Genomic DNA, 26,998 nt, shown 5'->3' with positions numbered 1-26,998 from the left:
CATGCAGCACATCGAGCAGCAGAGGGAGCGCGCGGCGGCGGAGGACAGGCCCTCCGAGCCCGTCCAGCGCGAGATCGACCGCGGCGTGATCCGCCTGCCCGGCGAGCGGCGCGTGCGGCTCGCGCCCGCGGCCGGGCCCGAGGTGGAGGCGCTCGCCGACGAGCTCTCGCGCGCGGTCGAGGGCGAGGTCCGCTTCACCGCGGGCGACCGCGCGCTCTACGCGACCGACGGGTCGAACTACCGGCAGCTGCCCATCGGCGTCGTCGTGCCGCGCCACAAGGACGACGTGATCGCCGCCGTGGCCGCGTGCCGCCGCCACGGCGCGCCCATCCTCGCGCGCGGGGGCGGCACGAGCCTCGCCGGGCAGACGTGCAACGTCGCCGTCGTCCTCGATTTCTCGAAGTACCTGCGCGGCGTCCTCTCGCTCGACGGGGCGAGCAAGCGCGCCCGGGTGCTGCCGGGCACCGTGCTCGACACCCTGCGCGACGCCGCGAACGAGCTCGACCTGACGTTCGCGCCGGATCCCTCGACCCACGAGTACTGCACGCTCGGCGGGATGATCGGCAACAACTCCTGCGGCACGCACTCGGTCCTCGGCGGGCGCACCGCCGACAACGTGCACGAGCTCGAGGTGCTGACCTACGACGGCCTGCGGCTGCGCGTGGGGCCGACGAGCGAGGAGGAGCTCGACGCCATCGTCCGCGAGGGGGGCCGGCGCGGTCGGCTGTACGCCGAGCTGCGGGCCATCCGCGACCGGTACGCGGATCTCATCCGCGCCCGCTACCCGCGCATCCCGCGCCGCGTGTCCGGCTACAACCTCGACGAGCTGCTGCCGGAGAACGGCTTCCACGTGGCGCGCGCCCTGGTCGGCACCGAGGGGACGTGCGTCACCGTGCTCGAGGCCACCCTGCGCCTCGTCGACTGGCCCAGGTTCCGCACGCTCCTCGTGCTCGGCTACCCGGACGTGTTCTCCGCGGGCGATCACGTCCCCGAGGTGATGCGCCTCGGGCCGATCGCGCTCGAGGGGATCGACGACCGGCTCATCGAGGACATGCACAAGAAGGGGCTCCACGAGCGTCACCTGCGCTACCTCCCGGCGGGCCGCGGCTTCTTGCTCGTCGAGTTCGGGGGCGGCAGCCGGGAGGAGGCCGACGCGCGGGCGCTCGACGCCATGAGCGCCCTCGCGCGCGGGCCGAACCCGCCGACGATGAAGCTGTACGACGACCCCGAGCAGGAGCGCGCGCTCTGGGACGTGCGCAAGTCCGGGCTCGGGGCGACCTCGCGCGTCCCGGGGGAGCCCGACACGTGGCCCGGCTGGGAGGACTCGGCCGTGCACCCGGACAACCTGGGCGGCTACCTGCGCGACCTGCGCGCGCTCTTCGATCGCCACGGCTACAAGCCCGCGCTCTACGGCCACTTCGGGCAGGCGTGCGTGCACTGCCGCGTGGACTTCGACGTGGTGACGGCCGAGGGCATCCGCAACTGGAAGCGCTTCCTCGACGAGGCGACCGACCTCGTGGTCCGCTACGGCGGCTCGTTCTCCGGCGAGCACGGCGACGGCCAGGCGCGCGCGCAGTACTTGCCGAAGATGTACGGCGAGGAGCTCATCGAGGCGTTCCGGCGCTTCAAGGCCGCCTGGGACCCGGACTTTCGCATGAACCCGGGCAAGGTCGTCGACCCGTACCGCGTCGACGAGAACCTCCGCCTCGGCGCCGGCTTCCGCTCCGCCGCCGTGGAGACGCACTTCCGCTTCCCGGACGACGACGGCGACTTCACGCGCGCCACCCTGCGCTGCGTGGGCGTCGGCAGGTGTCGGCGCCACGACGGCGGCACGATGTGCCCGAGCTACAGGGTGACGCACGAGGAGGAGCACACGACGCGCGGGCGGGCGCGCCTGCTCTTCGAGATGCTGGAGGGGAGCGAGCTCCGCGGCTTCCGCGACCGCGAGGTGCGCGAGTCGCTCGACCTGTGCCTCGCCTGCAAAGGGTGCAAGGGCGAGTGCCCGGTCCACGTCGACATGGCCACCTACAAGGCGGAGTTCCTGTCGCACCACTACGCGGGTCGGCTGCGGCCGCGCGCCGCATATGCGATGGGGCTCATCCACTGGTGGGCGCGCCTCGCGCAGCGCGCGCCGGGGCTCGCGAACCTCGTGACGCAGACGCCGGCCCTCGCCGCGATCGCCAAGAAGCTCGCCGGCATCGCGCCCGAGCGGAGCATCCCGCCGTTCGCGCGGACGTCGTTCCGGCAGTGGTTCCACGGCCGGCCGCGGCGCAACGCCGGCGCGCCCCAGGTGCTGCTGTGGCCGGACACGTTCAACGATCACTTCTTCCCGGACACGGCGATCGCCGCGACCGAGGTGCTCGAGTGGGCGGGCTACGAGGTGATCGTCCCGGAGCAGGCGCTCTGCTGCGGCCGGCCGCTCTACGATTTCGGCTTCCTCACGACGGCCCGTCGCCTGCTGCGCGACGTGATGAGCGCGCTGCGCGACCCGATCGAGCGCGGCGTGCCGGTGGTCGGCCTCGAGCCGAGCTGCGTCTCGGTCTTCCGCGACGAGCTCTACGGGCTCTTCCCCGACGACCCGGTGGCGTCGAAGCTCCGTCAGCAGACGCACATGTTCGGCGACTTCCTGAAGGGGGCGCCGGACGGCGATCCCGGCCGGCTCGTGCTCGGCCCGCGCGGGCGCGAGCTGCCGAGGCTCGACCGGCGCGCCGTGGTGCACGGCCACTGCCACCACAAGGCGATCCTGGGCATGGACGGCGAGCGCGACGCGCTCCGCGGCATGGGCCTCGACGCCGAGATCCTCGACGCGGGCTGCTGCGGCATGGCGGGCGCCTTCGGCTTCGAGGCGGGGGACAAGTACGAGGTCTCGATCCGGTGCGGCGAGCGCGCGCTGCTGCCCGCGGTCCGGTCGGCGCCGAAGGACGCGCTCGTCGTGGCCGACGGCTTCAGCTGCCGCGAGCAGATCCAGCAGACGACGGACCGGCGGGCGCTGCACCTGGCCGAGGTCGTGCGCATGGCGACGCTGCACGGCCCCGAGGGGCCGGCGGGCGATTACCCCGAGCGCGCCTACCTGCCCGGGCCCGAGGAGGTGTACGTGATGCCGCGCGCGAAGGCGGCGGCGCTCGCGGCGGCGCCGGCGGGCGTGGTGGCGCTCCTCTGGGCGGGTGGTCAGCGGCTCGCGCGGCTCGCGGCGGAGCGGCGGCGGGCGCGGCGCGGCCGGTGGCTCCAGGCGGCGGGCGCGGCCGCCGTGGCGCTCGCCGCGGTGGGGCTGCTCGGGCGGAGGAAGCCGGGGCTCATCGCCGTCGGGCGCCCGTGCGCCCTCCGGTGACGCGGATCGGCAGGCGGAAGAGCCTCCCGTCCTCGTGCTCGCGCAGGGCCGTGACGAACTCGGCGTGCGCCCACCCGAGGGGCGCCGCCGCGCCGGTCGGCTGGCCGGCGCGAGGCCCGCGATCGAAGACCTGCTCCGGCAGCATCTGGGTCGCGCTCGCGAAGCGCGCCATCGCGTCGAGGTAGGGCCGCATCCGCTTCCGCGCCGCCGCCGAGGAGCCGGACGCCTCGAGCGCCCGCGCGAGCTCGTACTCGGCCCTCTCGCCCGAGAGGATCGGCCACAACATGCCTCGCGTCCGCTCTCCCGTGCGCGGATCGAAGCCATACGCATCGCCGACGTAGCGGCGGAACCCTGGGCCGAGCCCCGGGATATCGACGCGCAGCGCGGCGTCGCAGGCCGCCACCGAATCGACGATGTCCGCCGCGAGCGCCGGGCGCACGCCGAGCGCGACGAGCCTGAGAAAGCCGCAATCGACGACGTCGCGCTCCAGCCAGAAGCGCCCTCGCAAGACGTAGCCTCGATCGTCGTTCGGATCCCTCGGGGCGTCCGGGCCACCGGCCCCGTCGACGCGCTCGTAATACCGCCCCTTGCCGATGCTCCCTCGGGTCGTGAACGTCCAGCCGTCGACCTGCCTGGCCCACCGCTCGGCGGTCTCTCTGTATCGGATCTGACGGTCGGGGTGGCCCGTCGCGCCGGCGATCTCCGCCGCGTGGACGAGGGCGGCGCAGAGGAAGGCCAGGGTCGACGGCGAGACGCCCGACACCTCCTCCCATCGATCGAGCGGGGTCCAGGGACCGAAGGCCACGAGGAAGTCGGCGGCGCGGCGCACGAGGTCCCAGCATGCGTCAGCCGCGACGAGCTGCTCTTGATGGACGTGATAACAGAGGTCGATCGGCTGCGCGACCTGATCGAGCTCAAGGCCTTTCCAGTACGGCGCTCCGTCGGACCAGGTGTTCTGGTAAAATGACCCCTCCTTCGATACATGGAGTGATCCGAAATCCCAGGCGCCGTCGGACGCGGAGAGCTGGATGCCGCTCAGGAACCGCGTCGCCGCGAGGGGGGAGCGCGCGTCGCCGGCGGCGAGCAGCGCGAGCGCGATCTGGACGAGATCGCGCGGCCACACGAGGTGATAACCGCCCGTGATCCTGTCCGCGGTCCGCGGCGAGATCGCGCTCGCCCGGTCGAGCCTGACGTCGCCCCAGGGCACGGACGGCGACGCGATGAAGGCCCCTGGATGCGCCCGGTCCTCCAGGGACTTCATGACCGCCACGGAGCTGCGGTAAAGGCGCGCGAGGCCGGGCGAAGCGCTCCCGAGCGGGCGGAGGGACGCCTGATAGGCGCGCCACTGGGCGCGGTACCTGTCGAGGAGGGCGCCGGGCCCCGCGCGGAGCGACGCCCGGGCGGCGCGGTAGGCCTCGTCGATGTCGCGCCCGAACCCGAGCGCCAGCGTGAGCTCGGTGGCCCCGGGGGAGAGCGGGAGCTCCAGCTCCCCGGTGAGCACGACGTCCCCGTCCCGCGCGTCGCGGTAATGCGCGGTCAGCCTGCGATGTTTCGTCAGGTCTCGATAGCCGTCGCTCGCGGTCCCTGAAAAGCCGGCCGTGGCGTCGCGCCATGGGACGGAGGCCACGAGGGCCTGCGCAAAGGGGCCTTGCCAGGCGAACAACCCGGCGCCCGGCGCGTCTCCGGTGCTCGCCATGGCGCTGTCGCCGAGCGGCGTGTTCCCCGCGCCGGGGTTGTGAAGGACGAAGAACCTGAGCCCCGGGACATTCCGGGTGATCTTCAGCCGCTGAAGGACCACGTCGCGATCGGGATCGGCGAAGATCGTCTTTTCGATCCTGAACCTGCCGCCCGGGTCTTCCGAGATCACCCGGAAGGCCGGCACGCCCTCCTCGATCCAGGAGATGCTCCGCCGCGCGTCTCGCCGCTCCTCGAAGAGGCCTCGACCGCCGCCCGTGACCAGGAGCTGGCTGTCCCGTGTTTGCGGGGTGTCGTTCGTCGGCCAGTACACCTCGGTCAGGATGCCGCTCGCTCCCGTGAACCACACGTTGCTGATCGGGGCCGTATCGGAGCGCGCCGAGACCTTCAGGTCATCATCGTAGCTCTCGTACGCGGCGCCGAAGAGGTCCTTGGAGCCGTGAGACCAGCTCCCGGAGGACGAGGACCCGGGCGCCGCGCCGGTGGGCGCCGCGGCCCTCGCCGCGGCGGAGAGCGGGAGCGAGGCGCCCAGGATTGCCGCCAGCGCCGTTTTTCCGAGGATCCGCATAGGCATGCTCCGCGCCGCGGCCATTGCACAGGCCGTCGGCTGCGAGGTGTGCAATGCATGGTCCATGGACTGGGCGCGACGGCGCGCCGCGCTGGGCATGGGTCGCCCGTCCCCTCAGCGAGCGAGGTCGCGTCACCACCGGCGCCGGTCCCGCGGCGCCCGCCGAGCAGATCGAGCACAGCGAGGCGCGGCTCGCGCGCGACCTGGGGGTGACGCGGCGTCGCTCCCGGGGAGCCCGCCCTTCCGCTCAGCAGCCGCGGGCCTGGACTCCCCGGGTCACTCGTCTCGTGACCACGGCAGGAGCCCGGTCGCCAGGCTCTTCACCGCCGCCGCCAGCTCGATCGGCTCGATCGGCTTGGGCACGTGCATCTGGTAGCCGGCCGCGAGCGCCCGCACCCGGTCCTCGGTCCGCGCGTACGGCGTCAGCGCCAGCGCCGGCGTCCGCCCCACCTTGCGCGGCAGGAGGTCGCGCACCTTCCGGATCAGCGAGTACCCGTCCTCGCCCGGCATCCCGATGTCGACGACGAGCAGCGCCGGCTCCGACGTCTCCAGCAGCTTGAGCGCCTCGGCGCTCGACGTCGCCGTGCTGACCTCGGCCCCGCAGCGCCGCAGCACCGACGTCAGCATCGCGAGCGTGTCGGGATCGTCGTCCGCGATGAGCACGCGCACGCCCGAGAGCCGCGGGAACGGGTTGCGCGGGTCGGGCGCGATGCCGGCGCTCGTCAGCGCCGTCGCCGTGGCGCCCGTCGACAGCGGCAGCTGCACCGTGCACGTCGTCCCGCGCCCGGGGCCGGCGCTCGTGATGCGCACCGTGCCGCCGTGCAGCCCCACGACGTGCCGCACGATCGACAGCCCCAGGCCGAGGCCGCCGTGGCGGCGCGCGCCGCTGTTGTCCTCCTGCCGGAACCGCTCGAAGACGTGCGGCAGCGAGTCCGCCGAGATGCCCTCCCCGTCGTCGCTCACCCTGATCTCGGCGTTGCGCTCGTCCTGCGAGAGCTGCACCTGGACCAGCCCCCCGGGCCGCGCGAACTTCACCGCGTTCGACAGGAGGTGCCACACGACCTGCTGGAGCCGCGCCGGATCGCCCTCCACGAACACGCCCTCGGGATCGAGCCTGGTCTCGATCGCCACGCCCTTGCCGGCGGCCGAGGGGAGGATCGACTCGACCGCCGTCTGCACCGGCAGCGTCAGCTCCACCGCGAGCCGCTCGATCTTCAGCGTGCCCGTCACGACCTGCGACGCGTCGAGCAGCTCGTCGATGAGCGTCACCTGGTGCTCGGCGTTGCGCTCGATCGCCGACAGGGCCCGCGTCTCCGCCACCCGATCGAGCGAGCCCGCCTGCATCATCCGCGCCCAGCCGAGGATCGCGTTGAGCGGCGTACGCAGCTCGTGCGACACCGTCCCGAGGAACTCGTCCTTCAGCCGGTTCGCGTCCTGCACCTCGCGGTACAGCCGCGCGTTGTCGAGCGCGAGCGCGGCGCGGTGCGCGACCTCCTCGGCGAAGGCGACGTCGGACCGCTCGAAGAACCGGCCGGACTCCGACGACACGAGCGAGATCGCGCCGAGGATCCGCCCGCGCGCCCGGAGCGCCACCACGAGGTACGAGAGCGGCGCGAGCGCCCGGTTCGCCGCGGCCTCCTCGCTCGTCATCGCGTCGTGCAGCAGCACGTCCCCGCGCACGTCGGCGTAGAGCTCCGACCGGCCCGTGCGCAGCACGCGCGCCACCGGGCCCGGCTCGCCGTCGACGCGGCTCGGGTGGAAGTACCGGAGGAGCGGCTCCTTCAGCGGGCTCACGTGCGCGACCGCGACGTGGCGCAGGCCGAGGCCGTCGTCGATGTCCACCAGGCAGAAATCGGCGAGCACCGGGAGGGCGAGCCGCGCGAGCGACTGGAGCGTGGCCGTGAAGTCGAGCGACGCGGCGAGCGCCGTGCTGAGCTCCGCCAGGAAGGCGAAGCGCCGCGCCGCCTCCTCGGCCTCGGCGCGCGCCGCCTGCACCCGGATGAGCCGCGCGCGCTCCTCCTCGGACCGCTTCCGATCGGTGATGTCGCGGTGGATGCCGACCAGGAACAGCGGGCGGCCCTCCTGGTCGTGCACCGCGTACGCCGTCACCTCGATCGGCACCTCGGAGCCGTCGCGCCGCACGCACGGGACCTCGCCGACGAAGGTGCGCGCGTCCTCGATCTGCTGGAGGATCCTCCGCGTGGTCTCGTCGCGGACGTCGTCGCGGTGCAGGAGCGCCATGCTCTTGCCGACGATCTCCTCGGAGAGGTAGCCGAAGATCGACTCGGCCTCGCCCATCCAGTACCGGATGTTGCCCTCGACGTCGGTCACGAGGATCGCCTCGGGCATCTGCTTGAGCACCTCGTGCGAGAGGTGCATCGCCTCCTCCGTCTGCAGCGCGGAGAGGCGCGCCCGCTCGAGCGCCTGCGCGCTCTGCTGGACCAGCGCGAGCATGAACGCCCGGTCGTCCTCGGAGAACGACTGCGGCGCCGAGAAGCCGAAGCCCACGGCGCCGAGCACGCGCCCCTCGAGGAAGAGCGGGATCGCGGCGTACGCGCGCTCGCCCGTGGCGGCGCAGCAGGACACGAAGCCCGGCTCGAACTCGACGAAGCGCTCGTCCGACTCGAGGAAGATCGGCTGCCGCTCGCGGACCGCCCGCGCGAGCGGCAGCTCCGCGCTCAGCTCGAACGTCTTGAAGCGCGCGATCTGCGCCTCCAGGTACCCCGTCGAGCGCACCGTCTCGAGCTCGCCGCCGAGCCCGGCGCGCAGCGCCACCATGCCCGTCACCGCGCCGGCGGCCGCGACGACGTCGCTCGCGAGCACGCGGAGCACCGCGGGCGGCGTGATCGCGTCGGACAGCGCGGCCGTGACCGCGAAGAGCCAGGCGGCGCGGTCCGCGCTCCGCTCCGCGGACTGGCGCGCCTCCTCGGCCTTCCGGTAGAGGTAGGCGTTGTCGAGCGCCAGCGCCACGCGGTGCGCGAGCTCTGCCGCGAGCACGAGGTCGTCCGCGGAGTAGATGCGGTTCGACTCGGAGACGCCGAACGAGAGCACGCCGAGCTTGCGGCCGCGCGCGATGAGCGGCACCGCCATGGCCGAGCGCGTGCCGAGCTGCTCCAGCGCGGCGGCGCGCTCGGCGGCCTCCTCGCCCTGCTCGCCGTCGAGCTCGTGCAGGAGCTCGGACTCGCCGCTGTGCAGCACCTTGGCGATGCCGAGGCGCTCCTCGGCGTCGGGCGAGATCGCGCGGAGGAGCCCCTCGCGCTCGGGGTTCACGTGCTTGGCCGCGACCCGGCAGAACCGGTGCTTCGGGGCGCCCGCCTGCCCGGCGCGCCCTTCGCCCGCCGCCTCGGCCGCGGCGCGCTGGCGGCGCTGCGCGTAGATCCCCGGCGCGGGCGTGACGTCGAGCGCGCTCACCCCCGGCGCGAACGGCGGCCCGTCGGCCTCGGAGACCGGCGACGGCGGCGGCACGGAGCTGACCAGGCCCATCGCGTCGGCGGCGCCGCGCTCGATCAGATCGACCGTGCACCAGTCCGCGAGGAAGGGGACCGACAGACGCGCGAGACGCTCCAGGATCGTGTGCGGATCTAGCGATCCGGTGAGCTGCTCGCTCGCGTCCGCCAGGAACATCAGCTCATTATGGATCGCCCCGCCGCGGGGCTGCTTGAGGACCTGCCACGCCATGGCGGTCTCGGTGGGGTGGCCTTCACGCTCCATGATGGTCGCCGGCGGCCCGCATCGTAGCGAGGGCCGATCGCAGAAGCCAGCGGCGCAGGAGCGGGGCCAGGCGCCTATACGTCGGCGCTGAGCCGCGCGCGGGCGCGGTGGACGAGCGCCTGGACGGCCCGGTGCGACTCGTCGCGGACCGCGCCGACGTCCTGGCCTGCCGTGGCGATGGGCGCGCCGACCTCGATCGCCGCGGGGATACGTCGCGTACGGCTTACCCGGGCCATGTGCGCCGCGAACGACTCGTCGGCGTAGGACGATTCCGCGCCGCCGTACGCGAGCCCGACAGGGACGATCTCGGCGCCGACGCGGCAGGCCGCGGTGAAGCCGCCCGCGCGGAACGGCCGCACCTCATCCCCGGAGAACGTGGTCCCCTCGGGGTAAACCATCACACCACGGCCGCCCTTGAGCGCGGTGCACATGGCATGCACGACCGCGGAGCCGCTGCGCTTGCTCGATCGGTCGACGAAGAGCGTTCCGACGCGGCGCGCCGCCATGCCGATGACCGGCCAGCCGGCGAGGTCGGCGCGGCTCACGACGGTCGCCTCGAAGAACGCGAGCGTGACCATGATGTCGAGCGCGGAGCGGTGGTTCATCACGAACAGCCGCCCGACGCCCCGCGGATCGCGCCCGGGGTAGTACGCCCCGCTCGCCACGGCCGGGTCGGCCGCGCCGCCGGCGGGGCCGCGCGTGGGCTCCGCCTGGACGAGACCCCCGGCGCGCACGTCGAGGCCGTACAACTTCAGGAGCGCGCGCCCGTAACGGCGCATCCATGTATGGAGGACCACCTCGCGATCGGCGTCGCTGGAGAGCGCGGTGTCGATCTCCAGCAGGCCGTACATGCCGAAGGTGAGGCCGACGAAGCCGGCGGTGCGGAGCGGAAAGCGGAGGGCGTCGAGGGGCAGAGCGCTGACCATGGTTCGGGTGTCCTGGTCGTCGGGCGGTTCAGGTGGCGCGGCGATCCTTGGCGCGGAGCTGCACGGAGAGGAAGCCTCGGCGCGCCCGGGCGCCGCAGGCGACCGCATACGGGATGCAGATGACCGCGGCGAGACCGCCGCTCGCCAAGTTCGTGGCGAGCGCCCGGCGGGACGACGGCCCGCGCGACGCCCGCGGCGGCAGCGCCCTCACGCGCCGGCGGCGGGGGCGCCCTCGAGCAGCCGCTTGAGGACGTCGTTCACGACGGCCGGGTTCGCGCTGCCCCCCGTCTTCTTCATGATCTGCCCGACGAAGAAGCCGAGCAGCGCGGTCTTGCCGGCGCGGTACGCCGCCGCCTGCTTCTCGTTCGCGGCGATGATCGCGGCGGCGATCGCCTCGATCGCGCCGGCGTCGCTCATCACGGCCATCCCTTTGTCGCGGACGATGTCGCCGGGCGCCCGGTCGGTGCCGGCCATCTCCATGTACACCTCCTTGGCCTGCTTGCCGCTGATCGCGCCCTCGTCCACGAGGCGGAGCAGCCCGGCCACCTGCGCCGGGGAGACCGGGAACGTCGCCGACAGGCCCGCCGTGCGGGTGTCGCGCAGCACCTCGCCCTGGACGAAGTTCGCGACCTTGACCGCGTCGCCGTGGAGGCGCGCCGCCTCCTCGAAGAACGCCGCGATCTGCGGGTGGCCGGTCAGCACCTGCGCCGCGTACGGCGTCAGCCCGAGCGACTCGGTCAAGCGGCGGCGCTTGTCGGCCGGCGGCTCCGGGAGCGCGGCGCGCACGTCGGCGAGGAACGCCTCGTCCACGACGAGCGGCGGCAGGTCCGGCTCGGGGAAGTAGCGGTAGCCGGACTCGTTCTCCTTGTCGCGGAGGAGGTACGTCTCCTTCTTCTCGGCGTTGTACCCGCGGGTCTGCTGCCGCACCCGGCCGCCCTGCTCGATGAGCGCGATCTGCCGCCGGATCTCGAGGTCGATCGCCTCGGCGACGAAGCGGAACGAGTTGATGTTCTTGAGCTCGGTCCGCGTGCCGAGCTTCGCCTCCCCGGCCGGGCGGACCGAGACGTTGGCGTCGCAGCGGAAGCTGCCCTGCTCGAGGTTGCCGTCGTTGACGCCGATGAACATCAGGATCTCGCGCAGCCGCTTCAGGTACTCGGCGGCCTCGGCGCCCGAGCGGAGGTCGGGCTCGCCGACGATCTCGATGAGCGGCGTGCCGGCGCGGTTGAGATCGACGACCGACAGGCCGCCGATGCCGTGGAGGTTCTTGCCGGCGTCCTCCTCCATGTGGACGCGCGTGATCCCCGCCCGCCGCTTGCCGGCCTCGGTCTCGATCTCGAGGGCGCCGCGCAGCGCGAGCGGCCGATCGTACTGGCTGAGCTGAAAGCCCTTCGGGAGGTCCGGGTAGAAGTAGTTCTTCCTCGCGAAGATGCTGCTCTCCTGGATCTCGCAGCCGAGCGCGAGCGCCGCGCTCACCGCCATCCGGACCGCCTCGCGGTTCAGCACCGGGAGCGCGCCCGGGAGGCCGAGGCAGACCGGGCACGTGTGCGTGTTCGGCGGGTCGCCGAAGCTGGTCGCGCAGCCGCAGAACGCCTTGGTGCGGGTGAGGAGCTGCGCGTGGACCTCGAGCCCGATGACCGCCTCGAAGGAGCCGTACGTCGTCGCCATGGCTCGCCGTTCTAGCAGAACCTCGCGCGGGCGAGGGGCCTCCGGCTCTACCTGTCGTGGTTCATCGCCCGCCGGGCAGGACGCCCGCCGGTTCATCGCCCGGCGGGCAGGAGCCCGCCGGGTGGGCGCGGCTCAGTGATCCGCGGCTTCGCGCGTGAGGCCGGGGTGCGTCGGGTCGCCCGGCTCGTGGCGCTTGTTCGCCGTCAGCCGCGAGCCCGAGCGATCGGTGAGGCTCATGAGGAGATCGCGCCGGTAGATGAACTGCTCGCGCGAGTCGTAGGGCACCGCGTGGAGGCCGGTGTCCATGCGGATGGCGTCGACGGGGCACGCCTCGACGCAGTAGCCGCAGAAGACGCAGCGGAGCTCGTCGATGACGAAGCTGCTCGGGTAGCGCTCGTAGCCGTGCCGCCGATCCCCCTCGGGGTACTCGGCCGGATCGATCGCGATGCACTGCGCCGGGCACGCGGTCGAGCAGCAGAGGCACGCGACGCAGCGGGGCGAGCCGTCCTCGCGCAGCGTGAGCCGGTGGATGCCCCGGAAGCGCTCCGGGTAGGGGCGCTTCTCCTCGGGGTAGCTGATCGTCGTGACCCCCGGCTCGAGCGCGTTGAGCACCGGGTCCGGCTTCTGGCCGAGCACCATCTCCTTCGTGTTCTTGAAGAAGTGCTTCATCGTGAGCCCCAGCCCCTTCACCATCTCGGGGATGTAGGCCTGCACGTCGGCGCTCCGGGAGGGGCGCGGGATCGGCTTGCCGGCGACGGGCCTGCCGGCCGGCTTCGTCCAGGGGTTGCTCGGGGTAGCCTTCGCCATGGGATCCTCCTCTACGCCTGCTGCGGCGTCGCCTTGGTGCCCCCCGCCGCGGCGGCGAACCGGGCCGAGGTGGAGACGATGATGCGCTGGCGCTCGACCGGCTCGAGGAGGCCGGCGATCATCGCCACGACCGCCGCGAAGCCGCCCACGGCGACGAGCGCGTGGGTGATGTCGGCGGCGACCTGGAGGCCGCCGCGGAGCCCCGCCGGCGCCGAGTCGACGGCCAGGATCACGATGCCCGTCACCATCATGTTGACGAGCGTGAGCGGCAGGAGCTTCGTCCACCCGAGCCGCATCACCTGGTCGTAACGGAAGCGCGGCAGCGTCCAGCGGAAGAAGACCTGGACCCACGACATCAGGATCGTCTTGCCGAAGAAGGCGATGACGTACGTCAGGCTCACGGCCCAGTGGGTCATCTTGTACTGGAACAGCGTCGCGTCGCCGAGGACGACGTTGATGCCGTCGCGGTCCAGGAACGGCAGGTGGTAGCCGCCGAAGAAGAGCGTGACGAGGAGCGCGCTCGACGTGATGAGCTCCACGTACTCGCCCGTCATGAACATGCCGAACTTCATCCCGGAGTACTCGACGAAGTAGCCGGCGACGATCTCGCTCTCGCCCTCGGGCTGGTCGAACGGGATGCGCTTCGTCTCGGCCGCGAGGGCCGCGAGGAACAGGATGAACGCGAACGGCTGGACGAAGATCCCCCACGCGTGCTCGGCCTGCCACTGCACCATGTCGCCGAGCCGGACGCTGCCGTAGATCATGAAGAGCCCGACGACGCTGAGGCCCATGGCGACCTCGTAGCTGACCATCTGGCTCGCCGCGCGCAGGCCGCCGAGCAGCGAGAACTTGTTGTCGCTCGCCCAGCCGGCGAGCGCGGCGCCGATGATGCCGGTGCCCGCCATCGCGAAGATGTAGAGGATGCCGACGTTGAGGTCGGCGACCTGGAGGTTCACGACGTGGCCGGAGCACGTGAACGACTGGTCGACGGTCCGCTGGAGGAGCGGGAGGTCCGCGAAGCCGAAGATCCCGTCGCCGTTGTCCGCGAAGCAGAGCTTGTCGCCGAAGGGGATGACCGCGAACGTCACCAGCGCCGGGAACATCGCCAGCAGCGGCGCGAGCGAGTGGAGGAGCCGGTCGGCGTTCTTCGGGATGAAGTCCTCCTTCCAGATCATCTTGATCGCGTCGGCGGCCGCGTGGAGCGTGCCGAGCAGGCGCAGGGGCACCTTGCCCTCGGGCACGCGCAGCGCCGTGTACGCGCCCGTCACGACGAGCAGCGCGCCGAGCAGCACGCACACGACCCGCGCGGCGGTGGGCGCCGCCGCGACCGGGATCGCCTGCGTGACGAAGAAGGCCAGCACGTGGCCCAGGACGCCGGCGTAGAAGATGTTGCGCGGGTCGACGCGGGCGAGCGCCTCCTCGGCCCCGTTGATCGGGCCGCCCCGGCGGGCCGACGCGCAGAACACGAGCAGGCCGAGCCAGGTCACGAGCACCGCGAGCTGCGCGCCGATCACCAGCGTCTCGACGGCGGCCGGCCCGGTCATCTCGCGCGTCGCCGTGAACACGGCGAGCGCCCCGAGCAGCGCCGGCGGGAAGAACACGATGCCGCGCACGAGCATCGACGGCAGGTAGACGACCGCGCGGTTCGGGCCGACGCGGTCCTGCACCATCGCGCCCTGGCGCCGGTCGGCCCAGGTGGCGATCGCCGCCATGTTCAGCAGGAACAGGACGACGATGAGAATCTTCACGATCGCGAGAACGACCTCGACGAGAGTCATGCCGTGGCCTCCGTCTTCTTCGGCTCAACCCGCGCGCCGTCGGCGACGGCGGTCGCCGCCGCGGTGTGCGCGGGGGGCGCCGCGCCGAGCACCGCGGCCGGCGCGCCCGCCCCCGCGACCGCGCCGGGCGGCATGGCGCGGCGCAGCTCGGCGAGGGTCTTCCACCCGGTCTCGTACCCGAGCGCGCGCCCGAGCCGGCCGATGAGCTCCCAGGCCGGGCGCGCGTCGCCGTGCGGGAGCAGCGCCCGCTCGCTCCGCTGCGCCAGGCCCTTCCGGTTCACGTACGTCCCCTCGGCCTCGGCCCAGGAGCACGCCGGCAGCGCGACGCGCGCCGCCTTCGCCAGCGGCCCCTCGTGGGCGGCGATCGTCACCACCCCCTTGAGCCGCGAGAGCGCCCGCTGCGCCTCGCCCGCGTCGACCTCGAGGTCCGACCCGAGGGCGACGACGTACGCGTACTGCCCCGACGCGATCCCCTGGAGCAGCTCCGCGACCGGGCGCGGCGGGGTCGCCGCCGCGATCTGCACGGCGCCGCGGGTGTTCGGGTTCTTGTCCTCGCTGATCAGGATGTCGTCGCCCTGGCCGAGCGGCCTGCCCGACACGAAGAAGTCGGTCGCGCCGAGGTACGTCGTGGCGAGGTGGTAGAGCGCGAAGTTGTCCTCGTTCGAGTGCTGGGCCGACAGGACGATCGCGACCCGCGACGGGTCGTCGGCGTGGCCGCTGAGCTGCTCCTTGGCCGCGGCCAGGGCGTCCTCGACGCTCGCGTCGTCGTTGCCGACGAGCGCCGTGAGCAGCCGCCCCTCGACCGCGTGCCGGTACGACAGCATGCCGTCGTCGCACATCCAGTACGTGTTGACCGCCATGTTCTCGCGCGGGCGGTGCCGGTACGGCGTGTTGTTGCGCGGATCGTAGTCGAGGTAGGCGTTGCAGCCCGTCGCGCAGCCCTGGCAGACGGTCCGGGCGCTGCGGAGGAACCAGACCCGCGCCTTGAACCGGAAGTCGCGCGACGTGAGGGCGCCGACCGGGCAGACGTGCTCGGTCATCAGCGTGTAGTTGTGGTCGAGCTCGCGCCCCGGCGAGACCGTGATCTCCCCGAGGTTGCCGCGCTCGCGGACCGAGAGCACCGGATCGCGGGCGAGCTCGTTGCAGACGCGGATGCACCGCGTGCAGACGATGCAGCGCTCGGCGTCGTAGACGATGGTCGGCCCGAAGGTCACCGCCTTCGGCTTGTGCACCGGCTCCTGGTGCATCCGCTTGCCCTTGCGCTGGTGCTCGAGCCAGTAGTCCTGGAGGCGGCACTCGCCGGCCTGATCGCAGATCGGACAGTCGACCGGGTGGTTCAGGAGCAGGAGCTCCTGCACCGCCGAGCGCGCCTCGGCCACGTGATCGCTGCCCTCGGACAGGACCTCCATGCCGTTCGCGCAGGCCATCTGGCAGGCCGGCTGGAGCTTCGGCTTCGCGGCCGGCACGTAGTCCTGCTTGGCCGGGTCCCAGCGGAGGATGTCGAGGCTCATCGCCGGGCGCCCGGGCGGCGGCAGCACCTCGACGAGGCACATCCGGCAGTTGGCGGCGACGCTGAGGCCCGGGTGCCAGCAGTAATGGGGGATGTCGATCCCGGCGCGGTGCGCCGCCCGGATGATCGTGTCACCGCTCTCGAAGGGGATCTCCCTTCCGTCGATCTTGATCGTAGGCATCGTGCTCTCGGTTCCCGGCGGGGCCGCGCGGGCCCCAGCTTCCTTAGGTCGATGACGGGAGCGCCGTCGCTAGTGGTCGCACTCCCCGCCGATCATGTTGAGCGAGCCGAAGGTCGGCACGACGTCCGGGATCATCAGCCCCGTGATGAGCTGCGAGAGCCCCTGCGTCGTGGCGAAGCACGGCGGCCGGATGCGGACGCGGTAGGGCGTGCCGCTGCCGTCGGACACCAGGTAGAAGCCGAGCTCGCCGTTGCCGGCCTCGGTGTACGAGTAGCACTCGCCGGCGGGCACCTTGATGCCCTCCATGACGATCTTGAAGTGCTGGATGGTCGCCTCGATGGTCGTGTAGACCTCCTCCTTCGGCGGCAGCACGATGCGCGGATCGTCGATGTTGACCGGCCCCTCGTCGGGCATCTGGTCGAGCGCCTGCTCGATGATCCGCGCCGACTGGCGGATCTCCTCCTGGCGGCACATGAACCGGTCGTAGTTGTCGCCCCGCGTGCCGACCGGCACGTCGAACTCGAAGCGGTCGTAGACCATGTACGGGTTCGCGCGGCGCACGTCGTACGCCAGGCCGGTCGCCCGGAGCACGACGCCCGTCCAGCCGAGCGCGAGCGCGTCCTCCTGCGAGATCTGCCCGACGCCGTCGAGGCGATCGAGGAAGATGCGGTTCTTCAGGATGAGCTTCTCGGCGTCGTTGATGAGCGCGAGCACGCGCTCGAGCCCCACCCGCACCATCGACTTGAAGTCGGGCGTGGGCGGCCGCGCCATGCCGCCGACGCGGCCGAAGCTGTGCGTCAGGCGCGCCCCCGTCTCCTCCTCGAAGATCTCCCAGAAGATCTCGCGCGCGCGGCACAGGTAGAGGAACGGCGTGAAGGCGCCGAGCTCCATGCTCATGGCGCCGCTGCAGATCATGTGATCGCAGATGCGCGCCATCTCGCCGAGGATCACGCGGTAGTACTGGCAGCGCTCGGGCACCGTGACGCCGAGCATCTTCTCGACCGCCAGCGCGAAGCCGACGTTGTTGAGCATCGGCGAGACGTAGTTGAGCCGGTCGACGTACGGGAAGACCTGCGTCCACGTGCCGCGCTCGCACATCTTCTCGAAGCCGCGGTGCAGGTAGCCGATCTGCACGTCGGCCTTGTTGATCGTCTCGCCCGAGAGCTCGAGCACGATCCGCACCGTGCCGTGCATCGCCGGGTGGGACGGCCCCATGTTGAGGAGCATCGGCTCGCTCGGGAGATCGAGGTGGGCCTCGTCCAGGTCGCGATCCAGGGGTTCCATCGTTCAGCTTCGCTCCTGCAGCGCACCCACGCCGATGCCCTGCGGTTTGCCCTTGTCCGAGGCCTCGTCCCCGCCGGTCGACTCGAGCGACGCGCCCGCGCCCGCGCTCTGCAGCGCGAAGTCGTGCGTCTGGCGGCCGAAGCTCATGCCCTCGTCGGGGCCGAACGGCGGCAGCTTGCCGATGTTCGGCACCTCCCGGAACGGGATGAGCGGCTGGATGCGGTTGGCCGGGTAGTCCTTGCGCAGCGGGTGCCCCTCGAACTCCGGGTACATCAGGATGCGCCGGAGGTCGGGGTGCCCGCGGAAGACGATGCCGAGCAGGTCGTAGCACTCGCGCTCGAACCAGTTCGCGCCCTTCCACACCGGCACGATCGAGTCGATCTCGGCGCCGTTGCCCTCCTCGTCGCCCACGCGCGCCTTGATCCGGATGCGGTGGTTCTTCTCGAAGGAGCGCAGGTGGCAGACCACCTCGAAGCGGGGCACGTCGCCGCGCCAGAGGTAGTCGACCGCCGTGAGGTCGACGAACATGTTCATCAGCGTCCGCGGGTCGTTGCGGAGGAAGAGCGCGACGTCGCGCCACACCGCCGGGTCGACCACCGCGGTGTCGTCGCCGAACTGCGAGTGCGTCTCCAGGACGGCGCCCGGGAACTGGGCCGTCAGGATCTCGAGGACCTTCTTGCTCACTGCTGGCTCCTCTCCTTGCGCTGGAGGGTGACGAGGCGCTCCGCGGTCTGGGCCGGGTCCTCGCGCGGCTTCACGATCGCCGGCGTGCGGTCGCCCCGCGCGATTTTGTCCTGGAGGAGCATGAGGCCGTCGAGCACCGCCTCGGGGCGCGGCGGGCACCCGGGCACGTAGACGTCGCAGGGGATGATCTTGTCGATGCCGGCGACGGTCGTGTAGTTGTCGTAGAAGCCGCCGCACGAGGCGCACGTGCCGAAGGCGAGCACCCACTTCGGGTCGGCCATCTGCTCGTAGATGCGCCGGAGCGCGGGCGCCTGGCGCTGGCTGATGGTCCCCACCACCCAGAGCAGGTCCGCCTGGCGCGGCGAGAAGCGCGGCACCTCGGCGCCGAACCGCGCCATGTCGTAGCGCGGGCTCGCCATCGCCATGTACTCCATCCCGCAGCACGCGGTCACGAACGGGTACTGGAACAGGGAGTACTTCTTCGCCCAGTTGAGCAGCGCGTCCACGCGCGTCGTCGCGAACCCGTGCTCGGAGCCCTCCATCACCCGCGTCGAGGGCCCTCCACCCTTCATTTCTCCCATTCCAGAGCTCCCTTCTTCCACACGTACACGAGCACGACGACGAGCATCGCGATGAACGAGCTCATCGTTGCGAGGCCCGTCCACCCCAGGGAGCGGAACTGGACCGTCCACGGGTAGATGAGCACCGCCTCGATGTCGAACACGACAAAGAGGATCGCCGTCAGGTAGAACTTCACGCTCGGCTTGACGAATCGCCCGCCCGTCGAGTCGCTGCCGCACTCGTACGGGATCATCTTCTCGGGCGTCGGGTTCTTCGGGCCGAGGAGCGACGTCAGCGTGAACATCGCGAGCGCGATGACCGCGGCGACGAGAAACAGCAGGAACAAGGGGATGTAGGTGGCCATCGAGAGAGCACTCCTACGGGTCGGTCCCGGGAGGGTCGACCGCCTCGCCGCAGCGCGCGGCGCCTCGGGCGAGACCTCAGGGCCCGCGGCCCCGAACCATGCAGTCCAAAAGGTGAGAGCGACGCGGCGATTGCTGCCTGAAACAGCAAAAATCCGAGCGATCCCGGCTTAATCCGCGCCGGATCTAGTCGGCCGCCGCGGGGGTGTCAATGGAGGCGGCGGTCAACCTGCCCAGAGCCGGCGGGCCGCAATCCTAGGAGCGGCTCGCCACGAGGACCAGCCCTCTCCATGCGGTCAGGGCCGTTCCCAGGGTCGCCTCGATCTCCCGGATCTCCTCGACCATCTCGGCGTCCGGCACGCCGACGCTCCGCGCCTCGCGGACGCAGGCGAGGGCGGCGACGAACTTCTTGCGCTGCACGAACGCCCGCGCGAGGAGCGGCCAGATCTGCTTCGGCGGGGCGCCGAGGTTCGCGGCGCGCCGGAGGGGGCCGATGGCCTCGCCCGCCCGGCCGTCGTCGAGCATGGCCTCGCCCAGCCGGCGGAAGATGTCGCCGGCCGCGGCCCCGTCGTGCGCGTACTGGACCGCGAGGCGCATGACCTCCTCGCCCTGGTGCTCCTCGCCGAGCTTGACGCACGCGGTGCCGAGCAGGCCGAGCCCCTTGGCGATCAGGCTGCGGGCGTCCGGGGTGAGCATCTGCCCCTCGGGCGTGCGCAGGAAGATCGCGAGCGGCGCCGGCCAGGTGCCGAGCAGCTGGATCACCTTCGGGTAGTCGCCGCGCTGGGACGCGACCTCGGCCTCCGCGACCTTGGTGAGGTCGATGGCGGAGCGCGCGCCGGCCGAGGCGCGCTCGAGCTCGTCGCGCACGTGCGAGCGGATGCGGGCGCGGAACTCGTTCAGCTCGTGCGTCTCCTCGATGCCGTCGCGCAGGAGGAGGAGGCGCGAGGTCTTCCCCTCGACGGACAGCTTGCGGAGGCTGTAGCCGTAGAGGGGGGCGAGGAGCAGGTAGCGGACGCCGATGTGGAGCTGGATGCCCTCGAGGTCGGTGTCCCGCTCGGGGGCCTGCGGCGTCGTGTCCTCCGTGAGGAGGGCGCCGACGAGGCGGTGGCGGAAGTCGGCGAGCGTGAGCCGCTGGACGTCGCCGTCGATCTCCTCCTCGCCCGGCGGCGCGATCACGAAATCGACCAGCGTGTTGTCCGGGTTGCGGCGGTCGACGGTGAGCGCCGTGATGCGGGCGCCCGTAATCATCGAGAAGGCAAAGAACGCCTCGCCCACGATCTCGCAGAGCGCCTGGAAGCTGCCGATGCCGTCGCCTATGCGCTCGAACCAGCCGTCGGTCCGAACGGCATCGAGGGAGAACACGCGTTCCTTTGGCATGGTTCGACCCGGATCCGAAGGGCGCGTCCCGGATGGCGGACGCAAATCCCAGGGGGGCGAGACTCGCACGGTCGCGCGCGGCTCTCAAGAAAACTCCTAGGGATCGCGCGCATCGCCGTCGGCCTCGAGCGCGCCGCCGCCGTTCGCCATCGCCATCCATCGCGGCACGCCGGGCCACCTGCCCCCACCGCGCTCCGAGGGCCGCCCTTGCCCGCTCGTCCCCCCGCCGACGAGGCGCAGCGGCCGGCCCGACCCAGCCCCGTGCCTCACGCCCCGCGCGAGCCGTCCGAGGGCGCCGCTGCCGTCGCCCATCGCACGAGCCTCCCCCCTGGCTCTACGCCACGCGGGCCAGAAGCGGCTCTCCGAGGCGAGGAAAAACAAACCGCCAAGGCATCGAGGACGCCATGAAGAGAATTTTTTGGCTCTCTTGCTTCCTGGCGTCCTTGGCGCCTTGGCGGCGTCTCCTTCGGGTCGACGCAGGCGGCCTGCCGGGCCTGGTCTACGGCTCGGGATCGGTCCCCGCATCCGGATCGGTCCCCGGGTCCGGATCGGTCCCCGCATCCGGATCGGTCCCCGGGTCCGGATCGGTCCCCGCATCCGGATCGGTCCCCGCATCCGGATCGGGATCGGGCGCGGGCGCGGGGCTGATGTGCAGCACGAGGTTGCCAGAGGAGGAGGGCCGGCTGTCGCCGACGATCGTGATCACCTGGCCCGCGGTGAGGGTGACCTCCACCCGCGAAGCGACCCCGCTCGCGTTGTCGTTGCACGCGAGCTCGGCGCCGGTGCAGCTGTCGCCGTCGTGCACGTGAAGGATGGTGTCGAAGGTCGAGGTCAGCGTGTCGATGATGTAGGTCCCGGCCACCGGCGCGGTGAAGCGGTAGACCCGGTCGTTGCCGCTCGACGTCGTGCAGCCCGGCGCGGCCGAGTTCGGCTGCAGCAAGGTCGAGCCATTCACCCGCTGCGGGACCGTCGAGCCGAGGTTGATCGGGTTCGCGCAGGTGCCCTCGCCGTTCGACAGGGAGACGTTGAGCTTGAACGCCCCCGTGGCGGACGGCCCGGAGCCGTCGACCACGACGACCGTCGCCTGCCCGGCGACGAGCGGCACCGCGACCCGCGACTGGGGGCCGGCCGTGTTGTCGTTGCAGCCGAGCGACGGGCCGCCGCACGCGCCGTCGTGCACGTGGAGGACCGTGTCGAAGCTCGAGCCGAACGTGTCGAAGACATAGACGCCATCCTCCGGGGCGACGAACGCGTACGTCGCCTCGGCGCCGCCGGGCGCGCCGCACGGCGCGCTCACGAAGTCGCCGAGGCCGACGGTCGTCCCGTTCACGGTCTGCGGGACGGCCGACTCCAGCTCGTTCGCCGGGCACGGGGGCGCCGGGATGCCGCTCACGTTGAGCTTGTAGGCGCCGGCGTCGTCGTACGCGCCGTCGACGACCACGTACGCGGTCTGTCCCGCCGAGAGCGGCGTGGACACCACCGAGTGCGACGAGGAGGACGACGCGTCGTTGTTGCAGCCCAGCGTGGGGCCCGCGCAGCTGCCTTCGTGGACGTGCAGCACCGTGTCGAGGCTCGACCCGATCGTATCGAAGGTATAGCGCCCGTCGACGGGCGCCGTGAAGCTGTACGTCGCCTCGGGGCTGTCGCTCGAGGCGCAGGGCGACTCGAGGACGTGGTCGAGGCCCGACGTGTTGCCCGTGACCGACTGCGGGTAGGTCGAGCCGAGATCCATCATGGGGCACGAGGGCGGCGCCCACGCGGCGACGTTCAGCGTATAGGGCCCGCCCGCGGCCTCGAATCCATCGACGACCGCCACGATCGTCTGACCGGCCTCGAGCTCCACGACGGCGCGCGACTGCGACCCTCCTCGCGAGTCGTCGTTGCAGACGAGCACCTCACCGTCGCACTCGCCGTCCTGCAGCTCCAGGATGGTGTTGAACTCGGAGCCGAACGTATCGAATACATACTTCCCGTCCGCCGGCGCCGTGAAGGTATAGCTCACGTCGGGGCCGCCCGGGTGGCCGCAGGTCGGCGTGATGGCGTCGCCGAGCAGCTCGGTGTCGCCGGTGAACGTCTTCGGGAGCGTGTCGCCGACGTCCTCTGAAGGGCAGATCGGCGGGCCTGCCTTCGACAGGTGAAGCCTGAACTCGCCCTCCGATCCGTCGAAGCCGGTCACGACGATCAAGACCGGCTCGCCCGCGCCGATGACCGCGCGGACCTTGGACTGGAAGATGGTAGGGCTGATGTCATCGTTGCACGCGAGCTGAGCGCAGCTGGTCGCCGACACCACGCCAAGGGCCGTATCGAAGCTGGACCCCGAAGTGTCCAGCGTGTACGTCCCGGCCTCGGCGGGCGTGAAGAGGTAGACCCGCTCCGACGAGCCGGCCGCCACGCACGCGAGCCCGTAGTTCGTCTCTCCCGCGATGGTGGTCCCCGTCACCGTCTGCGGGAACGTGTCTCCGATCACATCGTAGGTGCCGACGGCGCAGGTGCACGCGCCCTCCTGGCAGATGGCCCCGCGCTCGCACGCGACCTCGCAGGAGCCGCAGTGCAGCTCGCTCGTCTGCAGGTCGGCGCACGAGCCGTCGCAGTCCGTGAGGCCTTCGGAGCAGGAGCAGGCGCCCTCGATGCACAGCTGGGTCGGCGAGCAGCGGGTCTCGCAGCCGCCGCAGTGGGTCCCGTCGGTCAGCGCGTTCACGCAGGCGCCGTCGCACGCCGTGAGGCCCTCGGGGCAGGCGCACTCGCCGTCCGCGCAGACCTGCCCCTCCTCGCACGCGACGTCGCAATCGCCGCAGTTCCGCGGGTCGGTCTGGAGGTTCACGCAGCGGCCGTCGCACTCGGTATGCTCTTCGCTGCACGCGCCGTCGGCCCCCCCTTGGCCCGGAGCGTCGATGCCGCCCTCGCCGCCCTCGCCGCCCCCGCCCTCACCGGGGTCTTCGCCATCGACGCAGGTGCCCGCCGCGCAGCGACGCCCCGCCGCGCAGGCGTTGCCGCATTCGCCGCAATGGTCGACGCTCGCCTGGGTATCGACGCATTCGCCGCCGCACTGCGACTGCCCGTCCGTGCACGAGTTCAGCGAGTTGGCGCTCTCGGCGCAGGACGACGCGAGGACAACCCCGGCGACCAGGAGCAACGCAGCGGACGAGAGGGTGGGCCTGAGGCGCAATCCGGATCGTTTCATATGCATCCTTGGGGGTACCTGGCCGTTGGGGCGGAGCGGATAACACGATACGCCCACGCCCGAGGTATCCGCAACCGGCGGGGGCGCTCATGGAGCGAGAAGTTCGCCTGGCCACGCGCGGCGCGAGCCGCGACCTGGACCGTGCTCGCGGCGCCTCGCGGAGGCGCCGCGGCGAGCTCAGCGCGGCGGGCGTCGGCGCCGCCGGATCGGCGAGAGGGCGAGCGCGGCGTCCTCACGGAGCGGGGTTGATGTTCAGCGTGAAGCTGCCCGACAACGAGCCGTATCCGTCGACGACCACGGTGATGACCTCACCGGCGGTGAGCGTCAGCCTCACCCTCGACCTCGAGGTGCCGCCCCAATCGTCGTTGCACTTGAGCGTCTCGCCGCCGCAGCCGTCGCTGTGCACGTGAAGCACGGTATCGTACGACGATCCGATCGTGTCGATGACGTAGTCGCCGTCGGCCGGCGCGGTGTAGGTGAACACCATGTCCGCGGCGGTCGAGCTGTACGTGCAGGAGGAGGCTGGCGTCGCCGAGTTGGGCTGGCCCGACGTGGTGCCGGTCCTCGTGAGCGGCAGCTCCGAGCCGAGGTCGATCGCCGTCGAGCAGGTCCCCGGGCCGGTGAAGCGGTCCACCTGGAGCACGTAGTCGCCGGCGCTGGTGCCGCGGCCGTCGACGACGATGACGACGGTCTGACCCGCGACCAGTACGGTGGAGACGCGCGACTGTCGGCCGCCCGAAGAGTCGTCGTTGCACCCGAGCGACGCGCCCCTGCAGCTTCCATTCAAGATCTGGAGGACCGTGTCGAGGCTCGAGCCGAGCGTATCGAAGATGTAGGTCCCGTTCTCCGGCGCGGTGAAGCTGTAGACCACGTCCGGAGCGGTCGAGGAGCCGCAGCTCGGGGTGACCGACCTGGGCTGATCCACGGTGCTCCCCGTGACGACCTGCGGGTAGCTGGACCCGAGCTCGATGGGCGTCGAGCAGGTGCCGCCGCCGTCGAACCGCTCGATATTGAGCGTGAAATCGCCCGACGCGCCCGCCGAATCGCCGTCGATGAGCAGGATGATCGTCTGCCCCTCCTCGAGATCCAGCGTGAGCTGCGACTGCTGGCTCCCTGCCGCGTCGGCGTTGCACGCGATCGTGGTCCCGGAGCAGGAGCCGTCGAGCGCGGCGAGGGTCGTGTTGAAGCTCGATCCGAACGTATCGATGAGGTACGTCCCGGCCTCGGGCGCGGTGAAGCTGTAGGTCGTCTCGCGGCCGCCGGCGCCGCCGCAGGTCGGGCGCAGCAGGTCCACCGCGTCCGCGGTCGTCCCGGTCACCGTCTGAGGCACCGTCGTCCCGAGATCGATCAGCGGGCACGGGGGGACGAAGGTCTGGCTCACGTTGAGCGTGTAGGCGCCGGAGGCCGAGCTGCTGTAGCCGTCCACGACGACGATGACCGTCTGCCCCTCGTCGAGCAGCACCTTCACCTGCGATTGGAGGACGCCGGTGGCCACGTCGTCGTTGCACCCGAGGCTCGGCCCGCTGCACGTGCCGTCGTGGATGTGGAGGGCCGTGTCGAAGCCGGTGCCGATGGTGTCGAAGGTGTAGAGCGCGTCCGCCGGCGCGGTGAACGCATAGGTGGCCTCGGGGCCGGCGCCGGTGCCGCAGGGCGCCGAGAGGGCGCTCTCGCGATCCACGATCGCGGTGGTGCCCGTCACCCGCTGCGGAAACGTGGTGGCGTCGAGGACGAACTCCGGGCACGGCGGCGGCACGTACTCGCTGACGTTGAGCGTGAACGGCCCGTACTCTCCCTCGGCGCCGTCGACGATCGCCACCACCGTCTGGCCCGCGGTGAGGTTCGCGACGACGCGCGACGTCTTCTCCGATGCGTTGTTGTTGTTGCAGGAGATCATCGAGCCTGTGCAGGTCCCGCTGCGCAGCTCGAGGACGGTGTCGAACGAGGAGCCGGTCGTGTCGAAGATGAACCTCCCGGCGTGGGGCGCGGTGAACGCGTAGCTCGCGTCGGGGGTGTCGAGCGAGCCGCAGCTCGCCACGAGGGCGTCGCCGAGCGCCCAGGTGTCGCCGTGGACCGACTGAGGGAGGGTCGGCTCGAGGGTGCCCACCGGGCAGGCCGGCGGCGCCGCCCGGTCGATGCGGAGCACGAAGTCGCCTTGCGCGCCGTTGTACCCCGAGACGACGACGAGGACCTCCTCCCCTCCCTCGAGGATCACCGAGGCGGCCGCCTCGGGCCCCGCGCGATCGTCGTTGCACGCGAGCTCGCCGCAGACCGCGCGATCGAGCACGGCGATCGCGGTGTCGTAGCTCGACCCGGCCGTATCGAACCTGTACGTGCCGGGCTCGTCCGCCGTGAATGCGTAGACGACCTCGGACGAGCCGGCGGCCACGCAGTCCAGCCCGAAATAGGTGTCTGCGCCGAGCGTACTGCCCCTCACGACCTGCGGGGTCGTCGAGCCGAGGACCTCGTGCTCGCCGACGATGCAGGTGCACGTGCCCGCCTGGCAGACCAGCCCCCCGCCGCACGCCGCGCCGCACGCGCCGCAGTGCTGCGGGTGGCTCGCGAGATCGACGCACTTGCCGTCGCAGGCCGTGAGGCCCTCGTCGCAGGCGCACTCCCCGTCCACGCACGTCGCGTTGAGCCCGCACCGGACGTCGCAGCCCCCGCAATGCAGCGGATCTTTCGTCAGATCCGCGCAGCCGCCGCCGCACTCCGCGAGGCCGCCGTCGCAGCGGCAGGCGCCGCCCTCGCACAGCTGCCCGGCCGGGCATTCCTGGCCGCAGCCCCCGCAGTGATGCGGGTTGATGTCGAGATCGACGCAGCCGCCGCTGCACGGCTCGAGGCCGGGCGCGCAGAGCGCGCCGCCGGTCCCGTCCGACTCCCCTGGGGCCTCCACGCCCCCCTGGTCCCCGCCGCCCCCGCCGTTCCCCTTGTCCTCGCCGACGCACTCGCCCGCCTCGCACCGCTGCCCGCTCGCGCAGACGCCGTCGCAGCCGCCGCAGTGGTCGGGATCGACCTGCGTGTCGACGCACGCGCCGCCGCCGCACATCGCGAGGCCGTCATCGCACGTGATGCTCGAGGTGTCTCCCCGCGCGCAGGACGCAGAGCAGACGAGGAGGGCAGCTGCCGTCAGCCAGAGCGCTGTGAACGACAGCTCGAACCTGGAGCGCAATCCGGGTTGACTCATGAACTTCCTTTGGCGGATACGCCGGCCGCCTCGCGGCTCTTGGAGATTTCGCCGTTGAGGATACGCCTCTTCGCTTTCGCTCCGCAATCACGGATCACCGCGCATCGACTCGAGATCGTTCGACCTCCACGCACTCGGACACGCACTCGTGAGCGCGATCGTGAGATGGAGCGCAGGGACCAGCACGGAGGGGCGG

16 protein-coding genes are annotated in these 26,998 nt (G+C 71.8%); 1 reads left to right on the top strand and 15 read right to left on the bottom strand.

Annotated features, from left to right (window positions below; all coding sequences use genetic code 11):
* The first annotated feature begins 1 nt into the window (after position 1).
* Positions 2-3,328, top strand: a complete 3,327-nt coding sequence (locus WMF33_RS03665) for an FAD-binding and (Fe-S)-binding domain-containing protein (protein WP_437335829.1) — start codon at positions 2-4, stop codon at positions 3,326-3,328.
* Here the strand turns inward: WMF33_RS03665 and WMF33_RS03660 are convergent.
* The 15 genes from WMF33_RS03660 to WMF33_RS03590 form a co-directional block, all read right to left on the bottom strand.
* A complete protein-coding gene (locus WMF33_RS03660) occupies positions 3,294-5,597 on the bottom strand; it encodes a glycoside hydrolase family 15 protein (RefSeq protein ID WP_437335828.1) in 2,304 nt (767 codons plus the stop codon). The two genes, WMF33_RS03665 and WMF33_RS03660, sit on opposite strands and share 35 nt — an antisense overlap.
* 270 nt (positions 5,598-5,867) lie before the next feature.
* Positions 5,868-9,269 carry a GAF domain-containing protein gene (locus WMF33_RS03655; protein ID WP_437335827.1) on the bottom strand — a complete coding sequence of 1,134 codons (3,402 nt, stop codon included), beginning with the start codon at positions 9,267-9,269 and terminating at the stop codon, positions 5,868-5,870.
* Positions 9,270-9,376: 107 nt separating this feature from the next.
* Positions 9,377-10,228 (bottom strand): lysophospholipid acyltransferase family protein, encoded by an 852-nt coding sequence (locus tag WMF33_RS03650; RefSeq protein ID WP_437335826.1) that lies wholly within the window; start codon positions 10,226-10,228, stop codon positions 9,377-9,379.
* 207 nt (positions 10,229-10,435) lie between these two features.
* Entirely contained in the window at positions 10,436-11,893 is a 1,458-nt protein-coding gene (gene gatB, locus WMF33_RS03645; protein WP_437335825.1) for an Asp-tRNA(Asn)/Glu-tRNA(Gln) amidotransferase subunit GatB, read from the bottom strand.
* A gap of 132 nt (positions 11,894-12,025) precedes the next feature.
* On the bottom strand, positions 12,026-12,700 hold the full coding sequence (locus tag WMF33_RS03640) for a NuoI/complex I 23 kDa subunit family protein (RefSeq protein WP_061623964.1): 675 nt from the start codon (positions 12,698-12,700) through the stop codon (positions 12,026-12,028).
* Positions 12,701-12,711: 11 nt separating this feature from the next.
* Positions 12,712-14,478, bottom strand: a complete 1,767-nt coding sequence (locus WMF33_RS03635) for a complex I subunit 1/NuoH family protein (RefSeq protein ID WP_437335824.1) — start codon at positions 14,476-14,478, stop codon at positions 12,712-12,714.
* Positions 14,475-16,169, bottom strand: a complete 1,695-nt coding sequence (locus tag WMF33_RS03630; RefSeq protein WP_437335823.1) for a 2Fe-2S iron-sulfur cluster-binding protein — start codon at positions 16,167-16,169, stop codon at positions 14,475-14,477. Before WMF33_RS03630 ends, WMF33_RS03635 begins: the two co-directional genes overlap by 4 nt.
* A 69-nt stretch (positions 16,170-16,238) precedes the next feature.
* Positions 16,239-17,453 (bottom strand): NADH-quinone oxidoreductase subunit D, encoded by a 1,215-nt coding sequence (locus WMF33_RS03625; protein WP_061625325.1) that lies wholly within the window; start codon positions 17,451-17,453, stop codon positions 16,239-16,241.
* Positions 17,454-17,456: 3 nt separating this feature from the next.
* On the bottom strand, positions 17,457-18,137 hold the full coding sequence (locus WMF33_RS03620; RefSeq protein WP_437335822.1) for an NADH-quinone oxidoreductase subunit C: 681 nt from the start codon (positions 18,135-18,137) through the stop codon (positions 17,457-17,459).
* Positions 18,134-18,718, bottom strand: a complete 585-nt coding sequence (locus WMF33_RS03615) for an NADH-quinone oxidoreductase subunit B (protein ID WP_129573004.1) — start codon at positions 18,716-18,718, stop codon at positions 18,134-18,136. The genes WMF33_RS03620 and WMF33_RS03615 overlap by 4 nt, the downstream gene beginning before the upstream one ends.
* Positions 18,706-19,062, bottom strand: coding sequence for an NADH-quinone oxidoreductase subunit A (locus WMF33_RS03610; RefSeq protein WP_020732728.1), 357 nt, complete (start codon positions 19,060-19,062; stop codon positions 18,706-18,708). Before WMF33_RS03610 ends, WMF33_RS03615 begins: the two co-directional genes overlap by 13 nt.
* A gap of 253 nt (positions 19,063-19,315) precedes the next feature.
* On the bottom strand, positions 19,316-20,437 hold the full coding sequence (locus WMF33_RS03605; RefSeq protein WP_061625327.1) for a hypothetical protein: 1,122 nt from the start codon (positions 20,435-20,437) through the stop codon (positions 19,316-19,318).
* 96 nt (positions 20,438-20,533) lie between these two features.
* Entirely contained in the window at positions 20,534-20,749 is a 216-nt protein-coding gene (locus WMF33_RS03600; protein WP_437335821.1) for a hypothetical protein, read from the bottom strand.
* Positions 20,750-20,936: 187 nt separating this feature from the next.
* Positions 20,937-23,618, bottom strand: a complete 2,682-nt coding sequence (locus tag WMF33_RS03595) for an MXAN_6577-like cysteine-rich protein (RefSeq protein ID WP_437335820.1) — start codon at positions 23,616-23,618, stop codon at positions 20,937-20,939.
* Between the two features lie 232 nt (positions 23,619-23,850).
* The gene (locus WMF33_RS03590) at positions 23,851-26,802 is read right to left on the bottom strand and encodes an MXAN_6577-like cysteine-rich protein (protein ID WP_437335819.1); all 2,952 of its coding nucleotides are present in this window, start codon (positions 26,800-26,802) and stop codon (positions 23,851-23,853) included.
* Positions 26,803-26,998: the final 196 nt, after the last annotated feature.

The sequence above is a fragment of the Sorangium sp. So ce394 genome (assembly GCF_051474665.1).
In the GTDB taxonomy this organism is placed as follows: domain Bacteria; phylum Myxococcota_A; class Polyangia; order Polyangiales; family Polyangiaceae; genus Sorangium; species Sorangium cellulosum_D.
Note: the sequence above shows the minus strand (reverse complement) of the source record. Positions and strands in the feature narration are given on the sequence as shown.

Excerpts from the sequence above, each read along its gene's own strand:
- WMF33_RS03655 (WP_437335827.1), bottom strand. The coding sequence starts at position 9,269 with ATGGCGTGGCAGGTCCTCAAGCAGCCCCGCGGCGGGGCGATCCATAAT.
- WMF33_RS03650 (WP_437335826.1), bottom strand. The coding sequence starts at position 10,228 with ATGGTCAGCGCTCTGCCCCTCGACGCCCTCCGCTTTCCGCTCCGCACC.
- WMF33_RS03630 (WP_437335823.1), bottom strand. The coding sequence starts at position 16,169 with ATGCCTACGATCAAGATCGACGGAAGGGAGATCCCCTTCGAGAGCGGT.
- WMF33_RS03605 (WP_061625327.1), bottom strand. The coding sequence starts at position 20,437 with ATGCCAAAGGAACGCGTGTTCTCCCTCGATGCCGTTCGGACCGACGGC.
- WMF33_RS03595 (WP_437335820.1), bottom strand. The coding sequence starts at position 23,618 with ATGAAACGATCCGGATTGCGCCTCAGGCCCACCCTCTCGTCCGCTGCG.
- WMF33_RS03625 (WP_061625325.1), bottom strand. The coding sequence starts at position 17,453 with ATGGAACCCCTGGATCGCGACCTGGACGAGGCCCACCTCGATCTCCCG.
- WMF33_RS03640 (WP_061623964.1), bottom strand. The coding sequence starts at position 12,700 with ATGGCGAAGGCTACCCCGAGCAACCCCTGGACGAAGCCGGCCGGCAGG.
- WMF33_RS03660 (WP_437335828.1), bottom strand. The coding sequence starts at position 5,597 with ATGCCTATGCGGATCCTCGGAAAAACGGCGCTGGCGGCAATCCTGGGC.
- gatB (WP_437335825.1), bottom strand. The coding sequence starts at position 11,893 with ATGGCGACGACGTACGGCTCCTTCGAGGCGGTCATCGGGCTCGAGGTC.
- WMF33_RS03610 (WP_020732728.1), bottom strand. The coding sequence starts at position 19,062 with ATGGCCACCTACATCCCCTTGTTCCTGCTGTTTCTCGTCGCCGCGGTC.
- WMF33_RS03615 (WP_129573004.1), bottom strand. The coding sequence starts at position 18,718 with ATGGGAGAAATGAAGGGTGGAGGGCCCTCGACGCGGGTGATGGAGGGC.
- WMF33_RS03665 (WP_437335829.1), top strand. The coding sequence starts at position 2 with ATGCAGCACATCGAGCAGCAGAGGGAGCGCGCGGCGGCGGAGGACAGG.
- WMF33_RS03590 (WP_437335819.1), bottom strand. The coding sequence starts at position 26,802 with ATGAGTCAACCCGGATTGCGCTCCAGGTTCGAGCTGTCGTTCACAGCG.
- WMF33_RS03600 (WP_437335821.1), bottom strand. The coding sequence starts at position 20,749 with ATGGGCGACGGCAGCGGCGCCCTCGGACGGCTCGCGCGGGGCGTGAGG.
- WMF33_RS03635 (WP_437335824.1), bottom strand. The coding sequence starts at position 14,478 with ATGACTCTCGTCGAGGTCGTTCTCGCGATCGTGAAGATTCTCATCGTC.